Here is a 14416-nt window from a genome sequence, read left to right as displayed (position 1 = left end):
GCGAATATGAGGGGTCTTTTACCAATTTCAGGTAAGATGCCCCCATACACGCCGGTCGACATCCGATGACCCGCCAGGCCCAACCAGCCGACCGAAAGGATCTATGAAGATACCCAAACGATTGCAGCCCCTTGTCGATGACGGCATGGTGGACGAAGTGCTCTACCAGTTGATGAGCGGCAAGGAGGCCCAGGTGTTCGTAGTGCGCTGCGGTGACAGTGTTCGCTGCGCCAAGGTGTACAAGGAGGCTCAGAAACGTAGCTTCAAACAGGCCGTTCAATACCAGGAAGGCCGTAAGGTTCGTAACAGCCGTCGCGCCCGCGCCATGGGCAAGAAAACCCGCTACGGGCAAAAGGAACAGGAAGACGCCTGGCTAAACGCCGAGGTGGACGCCCTTTATCGTTTGACAGGCGCTGGCGTGCGAATACCGGAACCGTTTGGGTTCGTGGATGGCGTGCTGCTGATGGAGATGATTGCCGACGAAGACGGCAAAGCAGCGCCACGGCTGGACGATGTCACACTCACGCCGGAGCAGGCCCGGGATTATCACAGCAAAGTCATTGCTGACGTGGTGCGCATGCTCAGCGCCGGCCTGATCCATGGCGACCTGTCAGAGTTCAATGTACTGGTCGATGCCACTGGCCCGGTCATCATCGACCTGCCGCAGGCGGTTAATGCTTCTGGCAACAACAGCGCGGAAAGAATGCTGGAACGGGACGTGGACAACATGCGCCGTTATTTTGGCCGCTTCGCCCCTGAACTGTTGAACACGGATTATGGCAAGGAAATCTGGGCGCTCTATGAGTCCGGCGACCTGCACCCCGACAGCCGGCTGACCGGGTGTTTCGAGCACGACACGGAAAGCGCGGATGTGGACGAGCTGATGGCGGTTATTGATGCCGCGAAAGAGGAAGAGCGCGAACGCCTGGAACGCCTGAGGGATGCCGAGGCCGGCGACGACTAACCGGCCTTCCCCACGAACCGGGCTGCCATACGGTCTGACAACATCAGGTGGGCCAGCGCCGGGTACGGCAGGTAATGACTAAGCAGGAACAGTACTCCCGAGGAATCCAGCCCGGCAGACAGGCCCACATAGGCACCCCAGGCCACGAACAGTGCGCCGAGAAAGCCGCCATAGGCCCACAGCACGCGACCGCGCTCTTCACTGGTCGGCACCCGTTTCAATACCCGGGCCACCGACCAGCCGATGTAGGCCGCAATCAATGCTGCGATCACCACGGAAACCACCACCCCTGTCAGCCCGAACAGGAAACGCGCCAGATAGTTGGTGAGAAAAAACAGAACAACGGCGCTGACGGCGACAATAGTTACCCGCGAACGCTTCAGATCTTCCATACACAGAATCCCGGTCGGTTACATCACAAGGTCTGCACTGTTTTAACATTCCGGGCGCGCAGAAGCGACTTTGCTTCCTGAATCTGTTGTGTGCTTTCTGCATGAATGGCCAATACGTAATGGCCCTTGCGCAATGCGGACTGTGCCTTCATCAGATAGGGTGTGTGGTCCGGGCGGATTGTTATGCCCCCTGCGAGCAATAGCCCGAGCATCAAACCAAGCGCGGTGAGCGCAGACGCTGAAACCACCGTATTCTGCGAAATAAAGCCAATGCCAAGGGCATTCAGTATCACATAGACGACAAAACCCGACACGGCACCGCCGACACTCAGGCCCACATGGGAACGCACAAGCGTCTGCCAGATACCCTGGTCTTCAGGTTCAAGTTCTTTTCCCTGGCGCCGGTCCGCGGGGCTCAACACGGATACCTGATCATTGGTCAGGCTGGTCTCGTTGCACAATGCTTTTGCCGTTCCATTGGCATCTGACTCTGTCTCGAAAACGGCTGCCACTTTGTGGCTTTCGTGCTCACCGGTCAAACTCATTGAGGGTTTCATGACAATACCTCCTGAGTCTTTCAGCGAATGGATGGGGCGTTTGCTGTGGAGCATCGCCCCTCTATCCACAAACATACAACACACATACCTGTATTTCGAATGACCATCCAGCAATAAGGCCCTCGGAGGGCCCGCTCTACCAGGCCAGCCAGATCACGTGGCGTGCGCCCTTGCCCGGTCGCAAAGCCCTGACCGTAACCGGCTCTACGGAGAAGCCCGCGCGGCGCAGCCTTTCGGTGAATGCATGCTCCGGGCCGGCGGACCAATAGGCCAGTACGCCGTCGGGGCTAAGGGACTTCTGGGCAGCTGCAATACCGTCCGGGGAGTAAATCCAGTTATTCTCCTTGCGGGTGAGCCCTTCCGGGCCGTTGTCCACATCCAGCAGGATGGCATCCCAGTTGCCATCGCCTTCTCTCAGCAACTCCGCCACATCGCCCACATGAACACTGGCACGAGCATCGTTCAGTGGATACCCGGCGGCAGCGCCCAGCGGTCCCCGGTTCCAGTCCTCGACCTCGGGTACGAGCTCCGCCACGGTTACCCTGGCATCCTCTGCCAGAGCCGACAACGCCGCAGCCAACGTGAACCCCATGCCCAGCCCACCAATCAATACCCGGGGCCCAGCCACGCCGCCGATACGCTCGCAGGCGAGCGTGGCCAGCGCGTCCTCCGAGCCATGCAGGCGGCTGTTCATCAGCTCACCGGTGGTACCGGCAATCTTGATAGAGAACTCATCATTGCGTTGCAGCAGTCGCAACCGGGTCCCGTTACCGGGAATCGTCGCTGTACCGATTTCCTGGAATCGGCCCATCTATTTTTTAACCCACTGGCCATCCTTCAGGATGTACTGCCCCGATGGTGTTCTTTCCAGTGCTTTCTGGCCAGCCACCGTTTCCACCTGGGTGACAGGAATATCGTGTTTCTCCGCAATGCGGGCGTATTCATCCCGACGTGCCTGGTTGATGGCGTCGACAATGCCCTGGGCGTTTCCGCTTGCCTTGACCACGTCCAGATAACCCGTTGGGGTTTCTCCTACCAGCCCTTGCTGTTTGGCGGTATCCAGCTGGTTTTTGGCCTCTTGCAGCCCCATGGCCGCGGCAGGTAGTGCCAGGCAAAGCACGAGGAAAAACGCACCGAGTTTGGAAAACCGTTTCATGAGTGACTCCCTGGATTCAGAATTGACCATCAGAACAACCCCTTCTCGCCGAAGAGTTCATCCACCTCTTCATCCACCTTCACGTAGATTTCATGCTGGATCTTGACGTTCAGGTTCACGGTGATGGGCTCCTTGGGCGCCTCCATCCTGACCGTAGGCGTGCAGGCTGCCATACCCAGGGCCAGTGCCAGCAGCACCAGCGTGTAACCACCTTTTCCGGACAAACCGCCCGGCCCAAATGCGACCATATTCCTTACTCCTGATTGTTTCCCGCCCCGGTGGATTGACGTTGCGCGTCCCGCTCCCGTATCAGGTTGCGCACTTTTTCTGTCACGGCTTCATTGACCCGGCCACTCAGTTGCAGGCTGGTCAGCAACGCTGGAATGTCCTCTTCCAGATTGATATTCAGGACAATGGGATGACCATCTCGTACTTCAGGGCTGCTGCCTTCCAACCGCAATCCCAGCATAAGGGTACCATCCTGAGCATAGTCTATCGTGCTGTTGAGAACCGAGTAGTGAAAGTTTTCCATGGCCTGGACCACCAGTGCCATCGCCTGGTTACCCTGGGCCATCCCCTTCAATCGATCGGCTGGCAGTTTCAGCGTGCCGCCAGGGGCCACCGCCTGGACCTGCCCGGCATCAATGCTCACACCCTCCGGACCAACCCGGACCGGAATGGCGCCCTGAAGCAAACCACTGCCCGCCAACCCCTCGGCGGGGTATACCTGCATCAGTTTCGCCAGCTCGATGCCGCTGAGTTCAAGGGAAATCCGCAGCGGCATGTCAGCGAGTTGCCATTCTCCGGGTGTGACCCGAACCTCACCACCCAGAAGTTCGGAAGAGGCCTGGTCCAGAACCAGGGTACCGTTGGCAATCTGATCCCGCGGCGAGCGATAGAGGCCGGCGACCCGGACATCGCGCAAGGCGATGCCAGGATTGAGGGCATCCAATACCAGGTCGGAGGTCCGAACATTTACGTGGTCATTGTCCAGGTTCAGATTCACCCTGCCGTCGAGACCGGTCCAGGCCGTCCGGTCGTACAATCCATCAAGATTATCGAAAACAAGATCTCCCTGAACGCGGAAGCCCTGGGATGGGAAGCGCGCACTCAGGGCCGTCTCGACGCGGCCGTCACTCACCTCGAGCGCCGCTGGCCACGCGGTGAACGTATCCGCCAGCGCGCGACCGCCACTTGCTCCGGCAGCGTTCATGCTCACCTCAAGCGCCGGTATCCCTTCGAACGGATAGTTCATGTCCATGTCAGCATCGACGCCGGCGTCCGACGAAAGCCTGCCGTCGATCTTCAATTCGCTGAGGGTGCCGTCCAGCTGCCCATCGAATCGCCAGGGCTGGGGAAGCAACTGGGGGTGGTGAATGGTGGCGACGGTCGCCTCAAACGGCCCCTCGACCGCAAGACGCTCCAATTCCATGGGGGTCAACTGATATTCCCCGACCAGAGTCACACCGGCCAGGTTGACCCCCAGGTCATCCAACCGGGAATCCTTGCCGGGCGCGGCAATATCGTCGAACTCGACGCGGCTTTGTTCGCCGAGGGTCAGTGTTGCAGCCTGCTCGCTGGCTGTACCGCTGACCGTCAGGTTTATCCGGCCTTCCCCCATGGTCCAGCCAGCGAGGGCCCGCTCAGCCAAGCGACCTTCGATCTTCATGGCGCGAGTGGTGAGTTGCCGTTCACCGGGTTCCAGGGGCCTTGAGATTGTCAGATCGCCCTCGGCATGGACACCTTGCGGCAGACTCAGTGCCAGTTGTTCGATCACAATGGCCTCGGGCATGGGACCATACCAGTGCCAGCTCCAGGCCAGCGACAGTTGCTTCCCCACCAGGTGATAACGCTGCCCTTCCCGGCTCTGGGTCGCAGACAATCGGTGCAGTCGCAGGCCCGCCAGCGAGACGTCACCCCATCGCCATTCAAGGTTGCTGATGCCGTTTGCCTTCCGCCAGGTTTCCCACGCCACAAGGGTGTACAGGCCACCCGCCATCGACAACATGACAATCAGGCTCAGAAGCAGTAGCAGGCATCGGCGTAATGTCATGAAAGCAGCCATCAATGGGTCAGTGTCCGCGCCAGTTCACCGTGTACAGGTCGTGGCGGCGATCCTTGAGGTTCTTCACTGTGCCGCTGTTGCGGGCGGTAAGCAGTGTTTCCGGCCGTAGATCGGCAAAGGCGACGGTCTCCACGTTCGGCGTGGTATCCGCGGCGATGCCATCACGGGCAAAGGGAAAATCACAGGGTGTCAGGATGCAACTCTGGCCGTACTGCAACTCCATGTTGGGCACTTTGGGCAGGTTGCCGACATTGCCAGACATGACCACGAACAGCTGGTTCTCCACCGCACGGGCCTGACAACAGTACCGTACCCTCAGATAACTCTGGCGCTCATCGGTACAGAAAGGCACGAACAGAATCTGGATGCCCTGGTCCACCAGATGACGCGTCAGCTCGGGAAACTCCGCGTCGTAGCAAACCAGGACACCAATGGGGCCGCAATCGGTTTCAATGGCAGTGACACGGCTGCCACCGGTGATATTCCACCAATAGGCTTCGTTCGGCGTGGGGTGAATCTTGGGCTGAGAGAACACCTGTCCGTCTCTCAGGAAGACATAGGCAACATTGCGAACCCGGCCGTCCTCCTCCTTGACCGGCGTGGAGCCACCGATAATGTTGATGTTGTGCCTCAGGGCCAGATCGCGCATCAGGTTGCGGAAAGGTTCGGCGTATTCCGTCACCGCTTCGATGGCTTCCGCCGGGGTCCCTTCACGGCTTTCAATGGACAGCAATTGCAGCGTGAACAACTCCGGGAACACCACGAAATCACCTTTGTAGGTGGACACCACATCCACAAAGTACCGGACGATGTCGCTGAATTCTTCAAACGATGCCACCCGGCGCTGCTGGTACTGGACCGTGCCGATCCGAACGGTGTCCGGCATTCGCCGGCCGTATCGCTTGCGCTTGCCGTTGTCGCCGTTGCGGGCCACCTTGGGATTCCGCCAGGTCAGGTGGATACCGTAACCCAGGGAAGCGTGGTCAGCATCCAGGTAGTGCGGAATAATGCCGTGGATTTCAAAGCCGTTGTGTAACTGGAACGACAGCACCGGGTCCCGCTGCTTTTTCGATTTCACCGCCTCCACGTACTCTTCCACCGATTCAAACTTCTTCAGGCGTTTGGCCAGTGTCGGTAACCTGCCCGCGAACACAACGCCCTGCAGCTCCAGCGCCTGGCAGAGCGTTTTACGTTCGTTGTACAGGCGCTCACCAATGCGGTAGCCACGGCAGTCGGGGTCTACACACACCTCCATGCCGTACAGCCACTCCCCTTCCGGGTCGTGGCGCGAGGCATAACCATTACCGGTAATTTCTGTCCAGTCATGGGGCGCCAATGCAACGTCTTCACCAATACGAAACGTGGCGCAATACCCCACCACGCGGTCACCCAGCATGGCGACAAACTGGCCCTCAGGAAAGGTGTTGATCTGCCCTGTCAGGGGGCCAGCGGTGTAGCCATACATCCCTGTGCCCGCGTACACCCGGCGGCTCAGGGCGATGATTCCCGGTATATCGCCAAGGGTGGCGTTTCTTACGCACAGGCGCTGTGTCTTGTCTGAAAAGGGAGGACTCATGGAAACCTCGGAAGCTGGAAGCCTAAAGGCATAGTTCGCGAAATGTCCTCGAGCCGTCAAGTGGCCTCTGCAGAAAACAAATCGAAGCAAACTTTAACCTGACAAACCGGCGCCAGGCCTTTTAGAGTAGGCCCATGTAAAACGATTAGAGGCTTTCCCATGAATCGGCGCCCAGTGCTTCCGATGCTCGCAATCCTGATGGCCGTCGGCCTCGCAGGCTGCGCCAGTAACCAGAACCTGCCTCCAACGAATGGCACCACCTGGCAGCCCCCTCACAACGCCACACCCGAGGATGCGGCGACAGCAGATCGGTTATGGCAGGTATTCGAGCGTTACGAAGGCACGCCCTATCGCTACGGTGGCACCTCAGCCAATGGCTTCGATTGCTCTGGCTTCATCGCCACTGCCTTCGATGAAGCCCTCGGCCGTCAGTTACCCCGTACAACCTCACAGATGCTGGCATCCGGTGACGTGGTCGGTCGTGACCAACTGCGTGCTGGCGACCTGGTGTTTTTCCGTATCAAAGGCAAGGACCAGCATGCTGGCATCTACATGGGTGGTGACAGCTTCATTCATTCCTCGACCTCCATCGGCGTTACCCGCTCGTCCCTCAACGGATACTACTGGCGGGATCGTTTCAGCCAGGCTAGACGGTTTGACTAGCCCGCCAGTAACAACACTACGCCCAGCAGATAGAGAACCATGATAACCACGCTTTCTGTACCAATCTGACCGATACCGTGACGCTCACGGCGGATTAATCCCATCATCAGCACGCCGGACATCAATAGGGTGAGCGCCGCCCAGAATACCGAATCCTCCGGCATGGCATGGTAGATCGACCCGTCCCGGTAGGCGATATCGGAGGCTGCAGTAAACAGCGTGTCGAACGCGTTGCCGCCAATAATACCGCTTACGGCCAAGGTCAGAGCGCCTCGGCGAACTGCGGCTATGGACGTCACCAGCTCGGGAATTGACGTACTGATCGCCGTCAACATCACGCCAACAATGGTCTGGCTCAGGTTAGCCCTGTCTGCAATCACCGTTGCCGCCGGCTCCAGCATCCAGCCTGCAATTCCCAGCACCAGCATCAGCGCCAGGAACTCTATCCAAAGCCGCAGCAGCGGCGGCATGGCTGTTACGTCGTCAGGCTCGTCTTGCCGCGTGTCCCTGGTTATTGAAGGCCGCCACATGGGCGATTCCGATGCGTCCCGCACCAGGTATATTCCGTAGATGTAGGCGCCCAGAAGAACCGGCGTGACCGGATGAACACCGAAGAACGTCACGTCCGGCAGGTGGGGCGCGAACAGGATCAACGCCAGAAGGCAAATCAGCAAGCCGTTCTGCATCATGTTCGGCACAGACGCAGCCGCATGCTCAAGATTGGCGCGACGATAAACCATATCCGCCACCGCAAGGAAAAACGTCTGGACAGCAATGCCACCCAAAGCGTTGCTCACGGCCAGTTCCGCGTTGCCGTGCCACGCTGCAGTCACCGACAGCACCGACCCACCCAGGGATGTCGATGCCCCCAGAAGCACCGCGCCCGCAGCAGCCTCTCCTATTCCAGTGCGGTCAGCGAGTTGGTCCACAACCCGTGTGATACGCGTGCCGGCCAGCGCGATAATGGCGGCACACACGAAAAACACGAGACTACCCTGAAGAAGGGTCCAGCTTCCGGGAGACGATAGCTCCACGTTAAAAATCTCCTTGGAAAAGAGAGAATGGCACCTATCTGCGCGAGCGAGGCGGAAACCACCACCAGGTAGCGACGACCACAAGCCCAAATACCGTATAGGCGGCAATGAATACCCAGGCAGGCGCATCGTAATAGAGAATCTGCTGCAGCCAATGCTCGATAAAGCTGCCGGTGTAGCCATCAATACCGGCCTTTGACCGCAGCCATATTTCCAGTGTGGTCAACGGGCAGACAATGCCAAGCCAGGCCTCTGCAACCACGATGGCAATCGCACCCAGGTGAGCCAGCCGGAACCACAAGTTGTTCACCCAGCGCCAACCCAGGCCGTTGCCCGCCAGCACCAGAACCAACCCGAACAGAACGAAGGCCACCACCAGCAGATGAATGGTCAGGACGGCATCGGCGAGAATCTGATAAACGTTGCCCATGACGACTGTCTACTCTATCAAATTGCCAGGTCCCCATGATCCCGCCAGACAACATCGGTTGGCAAACGTGGACTCGCGCACGGAATGCACGATAATATCTGTAGCAAATATCTACAATCTTCTGTGGTTATGTCGGCGCCCCAAGCGCGCCCGCGATAAACGGAATTACAAACGCTATGGACCCAGCACCCGGAAATCATCTCCAAGCCGTCAAAATAGAACTTAACCGCCTTGAGACCTACCGGCGGCGCACCTATCTTGGCGTTCTGGCCCTGACCGTGGCTATCATGATGCTCAGTTGGGCCTTCCGGGAACAGGGCGACCCGTTCATTACCATCGCCTACCCTGTTTTTTCTGTCATTCTCACCATTCTTGGCTTCGCATTCTGGCGCCGATCCTTGCAGCTCAGAACCATGGAAATCACCCTCGTTGCCGTGGTCGGTACGATGATACTCAGCCGCCTCGCATGGCATTTTGCGGTTGGCGACCCGCTCGGCGAACACCTTCTTTTGCTCACGGGCGGGCACTACTGGGCAGTGGGTATCATGATCGTTGGCGGTTTTATTGCGCTTGGTTTTCGGGGCGGCATGGTGACAGGTGTCGCGACCTTGCTGTTTTCGGGCGCGCTGACCACTCAGGAAGTCTCTCAATGCTTCCTGGCAGCAGGCGATCACTGTCAAAACTGGGTATACCTGCTGCGCATCCATCTGTTCCTCACCGTTCTGTTGGTGCTTACCAGCGCCGGAACGCTGCTGCGTGAACGCTCCTGGAGTGCCTTTGCGCGAGCTGAAACCCTGCACCATTGGGCGAACACAGATCCGCTATGCGGCCTGGCAAACCGCCGGGGTGCTGACCGTTTCCTGTCTGCCGAAGCCGCCCAGGCAGACCGATACCAGCGCCCTCTGACCATCATTCTGATTGATATTGACGAATTCAAGAGCATCAACGATGACTACGGCCACGAAGTTGGTGATGCGGTGATTCGCGAATTTGCCGCTATCCTTTCCAAAACCGTTCGTGAAGTGGACCTCGCCGCACGCTGGGGCGGAGACGAATTCCTCGTCGCCACACCGGGCGTGGACCTTCGCAGCGCCCGCCACGCCGCACAACGCTGCCGCCGCGCCATTGAAAGGGCACCCATCGCGGGTGTCTCCGTGACTGCCACCGTCGGTATTGCCGAGTACCTGCCTGGACAGGGCATCGAGGATGCCATCAGCCGGGCCGACGCCATGCTATACCGCGCCAAGGCCGCTGGCCGAAACCGGGTGATCACGGAGGCCTGCGAACTGGCCTGAACGGTACGCGAGCATCCCTGCCGTTTTTGGACGACTTGGTGTCGTATTGGATTTACCACCCGTGACCGATCCGGGCCACATTGAATCAAGGCCGCGCACGCGGCTGCCATTGTGGGTAAAGGGGGATCGAGATGGCACAACTACCGAAACGTGCAAAAGTCGTCATCATTGGCCAGGGCGGTATCGTTGGCTCATCGGTCGCCCACCACCTGATCGAACAGGGCTGGGATGACATCGTCGGGCTGGAAAAATCCGCCATTCCCTCGGACATCGGCTCTACCTCCCATGCCTCGGACTTCTGCTTCACCACCTCCCACGACAAGCTGAATATCTACACCACCAAGTACAGCCAGGCGTTCTATGAAAAACGCGGCAACTATGTGAAATGCGGTGGCATGGAAGTGGCTCGCGCTGATGACGACGAGCGCATGGACGAACTCCGCCGCAAGGTCGGTTCCGGCAAGGCATTCGGCACCAACGTCAGTATGATTTCACCGAAACAGGCCAAAGAACTGTTTCCCCTGCTGAACGAAGACTGTATCCAGGGCGCCATGTGGGACCCGGACGCCGGGCTTGTGGTACCCCGCTCCCAGAGTGTTGCGGGCGATCTGGTCGAAGAAGCGGTCGCTACGGGAAAACTGCAGGCCTTTGCCTACACCCCGGCCATTCGTATCGACGTACAGGACGGCCAGGTACGGGGCGTTGAAACCCACAAGGGCTACATCGAAACCGAGTACGTGGTGCTGTCCATGGGCATCTGGGGGCCTCTGATGGCCAATACCGCCAACTCGCCCCTGCCGCTGATGCCACTGGAACACCCGCTGCTGTTCTTCGGCCCCTATGAGGAACTGGCCGGCACCGGCAAGCAGATTGTCTATCCCTTGTTCCGCGACCAGGGCAACTCCGCCTACGTGCGGGATACCGGCGACCCTACCACCACCGAGGGAGGCCGCATTGAATGGGGCTATTACGAAGCAGAAGATCCTCGACTGGTCTACCCCGGGGCTATTTCCGAGCCCGGCGAAGCACGGATGTCGCCGTCCATGCGAGATCTGACGCTGGATCAGGTTATGGATGCCTACGAAAAAGCCATCGAAATGACGCCAATCCTCGGCGAACTGGGCTGGGAAGAAAAGCATTCCTTCAACGGCCTGCTGTCGGTCACACCCGACGGCGGATCACTGATGGGGGAATCTCCGGAAGTGCGTAACCTCTGGTTCTGTGAAGCGGTCTGGGTCAAGGATGGCCCCGGTGCGGGCAAAGTTCTGGCGGACTGGATGACCCATGGCTCTCCGGAAATGGACCCCCATAGCATCGACATAGCCCGCCACTATCCGCTGCAGAAAACCGCGGACTACGTTTACAACCGCTGCTATGAAACCGCTAAGAAGATCTACACCCCGGCGGTTCATCCCCGCGAGCCCTACATGACCGGTCGCAGGATGCGAACCAGCCCCTTCTATCTGCGAGAGGTAGAGCTGGGTGCCTACTTCATGGAAGCTGCCGGCTGGGAGCGTGCCCACGGCTACGCCGCCAACGAGTCCACTTTGCTGGCGAAGTATCGTGACCGCATTCCGGTACGGGAACATGAATGGGATGCCCGGCATTTCTGGGAAGTGTCCAACGCCGAGCAACTGGAAATGAGCGAATCGGTGGGCATGATCAACCTTTCCCACTTCGCTATTTTCGACATCTCCGGTGACGACGCCGAAACTCTGCTGGAATATCTGTCCGTCGCCAAGGTGGGCGGCACCATTCCCCACGGCAAGGGTGTCTACACTCACTTCCTTGATGCCCGTGGCGGCATTCGCTCCGACCTGACCATTATCCGGCGGGGCGACAACGATTACCGGGTGGTCTGCGGCGGCGACACTGGCCATCGGGACCATTGCTGGATCAAACGCATCGCACGGGAGAAAGGCCTGAACAATATCCGCCTGCAGGACCGCACCGATGACCTGGCCACCCTGGGGCTCTGGGGACCGAAGGCGCGGGAAACGCTGTCGCAGTTCGTCACCAACCCGGACGAACTGTCAGCAGAGAATTTCCCATTTGCCACCGCCCGGGAACTGAATATCCAGGGCGTACCGGTGTGGGCATTCCGGATATCCTATGTGGGCGAACAGGGCTGGGAACTCTATTTCCCGTTCAGCTATGGCCTGCGAATCTGGGATATGCTGTACGACGCTGGCGTTACGCCGGTTGGCATCGAGACCTACGCCAACACGCGCCGTCTGGAAAAAAGCCTGCGCCTGCAGAACGTAGACCTCGAAACAGAGTACAACCTATACGAAGCCGGGCTCCAGCGACCCAAGGTCAAGGAGGCAGACTTCCACGGCAAGGCCGCCTACCTGGAACAACGTAGCTGGTCGCAACAGGCCGCGTACCTGTGCACCATGACCCTGACGGAACATCGGGACGCCAACGGGGTATTGCGCTACCCGGTTGGCCAGTGGCCGATCCTCGATCCGCAAACCGGAGAAGTGCTGGTGGACAGTCGCGGCCGCCGCTCCTACAACACCAGCGTGGTGTGGGGGCCGTCGGTGGGCAAGATCATCCTGCTGGGGTACATTCCCGTGGAGTATGCCCAGGAGGGCCGGGAACTGACCCTGGAATACTTCCAGGAGCACTACCCCATCCGTATCGAAGCCGTCGGCTATCGGGCGCTATTTGATCCGGACAACGAGCGGGTCAAGTCCTGAACGCTGTCGTTCAGCCAACACTGGCGGTCAGCACTCGATGATGTTGACCGCCAGCCCGCCTCTTGAGGTTTCCTTATACTTGTCCAGCATATCGCGGCCGGTTTCGCGCATGGTGTGCAGCACCTTGTCGAGGGACACAAAATGCTTGCCGTCTCCCCGCAAGGCCATGATGGCCGCGTCGATGGCTTTTACCGATGCCATGGCATTGCGCTCAATACAGGGAATCTGCACCAACCCACCAATGGGGTCACAGGTCATCCCCAAATGGTGTTCCATACCGATTTCGGCCGCGTTCTCAACCTGTTCCGGTGAGCCACCCGTCGCTGCAGCCAGCCCGGCAGCGGCCATCGCACAGGCCGATCCCACTTCGCCCTGGCAGCCCACTTCCGCCCCTGAAATGGACGCATTTTCCTTGAACAATACGCCAATCGCCGCGGCTGTCAGCATAAAGCGGACAATGCCGTCTTCGTCAGCCTGGGGGCAGAACTCCCAGTAATAATGCAGCACCGCAGGGATAATACCGGCGGCACCGTTGGTCGGTGCGGTCACAATCCGACCGCCGGCCGCGTTCTCTTCATTCACGGCAAGGGCATAGAGATTCACCCAGTCGAGCGCGCTCAATGACGGCGATATCAGGTCCACTCGCGTTTTATCCATCAGCGAGCGATACAGCGACGCCGCCCGGCGCCGAACCTTGAGGCCTCCGGGCAAGTCCCCCTCATGGCGGATACCGTTTTTCACACACTCACGCATCACCCGCCAGAGCTCAAGAATACCCGCTCGAATCTCATCAGGCGTACGCCAGGCCTGCTCGTTGGCCCACATAATGTCGGCGATGGTGAGCCCGTGTTCCTGGCAAAGAGCCAACAGGGTTTTCCCGCTGTTGAAGGGATAAGGCATGGGCGTGTCGTCTGCACGGATTTCCAGGCTGCCGTCAGCGTTTGCCGCCACCACAAAACCACCGCCTACCGAGTAATAGGTATGCTCACACAGGCACTGCCCGTCCTCATCAAATGCCTGACAGACCATGCCGTTGGGGTGTTCTGGCAGGGATTTCCGTCGGTAATACACGATATCGGTACTCTCGCGGAAACGAATCGGATGATGACCGGCGAGGCTGAGGGTTCCTGTACGTCGAATACGCTCAAGCCGACCCGGCATTTGCTCGGGATCAATCCGGGCCGGCCGCTCTCCTTCCAGACCCATCATCACAGCCGGGCCAGTGCCATGCCCCTTCCCGGTAGCACCTAATGAGCCATACAGGGATATCTTCAGCCGGTGCACGGAAGCCAGCAGGCGTTCATCAGCCAAGCCACCTGCAAACCGGCGCGCGGCCTCCATGGGCCCGACGGTATGAGAACTGGACGGGCCAATGCCTGCCTTGAACAGCTCAAACAGACTGACAGCCACTTTGCAGACTCCTACCTTAGGGTGTGCTTCAAGGATAGCGCCTTCAGCGATCCGCCGCCTGCTTGCTGACGACATTCGAACGATGGTTTACGACAGTTCTGAGCGACCGGAACAATGGCATAAACGTCGCTTCTGGATCATTCTGCAAAGTCCCGTGTCGGTTGTGGACCAT

Annotated in this window: 14 protein-coding genes; 4 read left to right on the top strand and 10 right to left on the bottom strand. The window is 59.0% G+C overall.

Annotated elements, in window-relative coordinates; translation table 11 throughout:
* Positions 1-103: 103 nt before the first annotated feature.
* Positions 104-964: a PA4780 family RIO1-like protein kinase gene (locus tag ACTRWH_RS11960; protein WP_462826444.1), complete on the top strand. Its 861-nt coding sequence runs from the start codon at positions 104-106 to the stop codon at positions 962-964.
* Here the strand turns inward: ACTRWH_RS11960 and ACTRWH_RS11955 are convergent.
* The 7 genes from ACTRWH_RS11955 to ACTRWH_RS11925 form a co-directional block, all read right to left on the bottom strand.
* Positions 961-1356 carry a hypothetical protein gene (locus ACTRWH_RS11955; RefSeq protein ID WP_085681383.1) on the bottom strand — a complete coding sequence of 132 codons (396 nt, stop codon included), beginning with the start codon at positions 1354-1356 and terminating at the stop codon, positions 961-963. The two genes, ACTRWH_RS11960 and ACTRWH_RS11955, sit on opposite strands and share 4 nt — an antisense overlap.
* A 23-nt stretch (positions 1357-1379) precedes the next feature.
* The gene (locus tag ACTRWH_RS11950; RefSeq protein WP_041335843.1) at positions 1380-1913 is read right to left on the bottom strand and encodes a hypothetical protein; all 534 of its coding nucleotides are present in this window, start codon (positions 1911-1913) and stop codon (positions 1380-1382) included.
* A gap of 136 nt (positions 1914-2049) precedes the next feature.
* The gene (locus tag ACTRWH_RS11945; RefSeq protein WP_075195877.1) at positions 2050-2724 is read right to left on the bottom strand and encodes a polyamine aminopropyltransferase; all 675 of its coding nucleotides are present in this window, start codon (positions 2722-2724) and stop codon (positions 2050-2052) included.
* Positions 2725-3069, bottom strand: coding sequence for a YdbL family probable chaperone protein (locus tag ACTRWH_RS11940; RefSeq protein ID WP_091641902.1), 345 nt, complete (start codon positions 3067-3069; stop codon positions 2725-2727).
* Between the two features lie 29 nt (positions 3070-3098).
* Positions 3099-3317, bottom strand: coding sequence for a YnbE family lipoprotein (locus tag ACTRWH_RS11935; protein ID WP_051946621.1), 219 nt, complete (start codon positions 3315-3317; stop codon positions 3099-3101).
* 5 nt (positions 3318-3322) lie between these two features.
* Complete coding sequence (locus tag ACTRWH_RS11930) at positions 3323-5122, bottom strand: intermembrane phospholipid transport protein YdbH family protein (RefSeq protein ID WP_462826443.1); 1800 nt, start codon at positions 5120-5122, stop codon at positions 3323-3325.
* A gap of 19 nt (positions 5123-5141) precedes the next feature.
* The gene (locus tag ACTRWH_RS11925) at positions 5142-6710 is read right to left on the bottom strand and encodes a nitrilase-related carbon-nitrogen hydrolase (protein ID WP_462826442.1); all 1569 of its coding nucleotides are present in this window, start codon (positions 6708-6710) and stop codon (positions 5142-5144) included.
* 159 nt (positions 6711-6869) lie between these two features.
* Here ACTRWH_RS11925 and ACTRWH_RS11920 point away from each other — a divergent pair, with 159 nt between their 5' ends.
* Complete coding sequence (locus ACTRWH_RS11920; RefSeq protein WP_036204461.1) at positions 6870-7373, top strand: C40 family peptidase; 504 nt, start codon at positions 6870-6872, stop codon at positions 7371-7373.
* Here the strand turns inward: ACTRWH_RS11920 and ACTRWH_RS11915 are convergent.
* Together ACTRWH_RS11915 and ACTRWH_RS11910 are read right to left on the bottom strand one after the other, a co-directional pair.
* Complete coding sequence (locus ACTRWH_RS11915) at positions 7370-8407, bottom strand: sodium:calcium antiporter (RefSeq protein WP_036204460.1); 1038 nt, start codon at positions 8405-8407, stop codon at positions 7370-7372. The genes ACTRWH_RS11920 and ACTRWH_RS11915 overlap by 4 nt on opposite strands.
* A gap of 34 nt (positions 8408-8441) precedes the next feature.
* The gene (locus ACTRWH_RS11910) at positions 8442-8837 is read right to left on the bottom strand and encodes a DUF2784 family protein (RefSeq protein ID WP_462826441.1); all 396 of its coding nucleotides are present in this window, start codon (positions 8835-8837) and stop codon (positions 8442-8444) included.
* 176 nt (positions 8838-9013) lie between these two features.
* Here ACTRWH_RS11910 and ACTRWH_RS11905 point away from each other — a divergent pair, with 176 nt between their 5' ends.
* Positions 9014-10132, top strand: coding sequence for a GGDEF domain-containing protein (locus tag ACTRWH_RS11905; RefSeq protein ID WP_051946617.1), 1119 nt, complete (start codon positions 9014-9016; stop codon positions 10130-10132).
* Positions 10133-10263: 131 nt separating this feature from the next.
* Positions 10264-12834 (top strand): FAD-dependent oxidoreductase, encoded by a 2571-nt coding sequence (locus ACTRWH_RS11900; RefSeq protein ID WP_462826440.1) that lies wholly within the window; start codon positions 10264-10266, stop codon positions 12832-12834.
* Positions 12835-12861: 27 nt separating this feature from the next.
* Here ACTRWH_RS11900 and ACTRWH_RS11895 read toward each other — a convergent pair whose 3' ends face one another.
* Complete coding sequence (locus ACTRWH_RS11895; RefSeq protein ID WP_462826439.1) at positions 12862-14244, bottom strand: L-serine ammonia-lyase; 1383 nt, start codon at positions 14242-14244, stop codon at positions 12862-12864.
* Between the last annotated feature and the right edge of the window lie 172 nt (positions 14245-14416).

Source organism: Marinobacter sp. G5_S1_61_S3 (assembly GCF_054968585.1).
The sequence above is the reverse complement of the archived record's forward strand: the minus strand, read 5'-3'. Positions and strand labels throughout refer to the sequence as shown.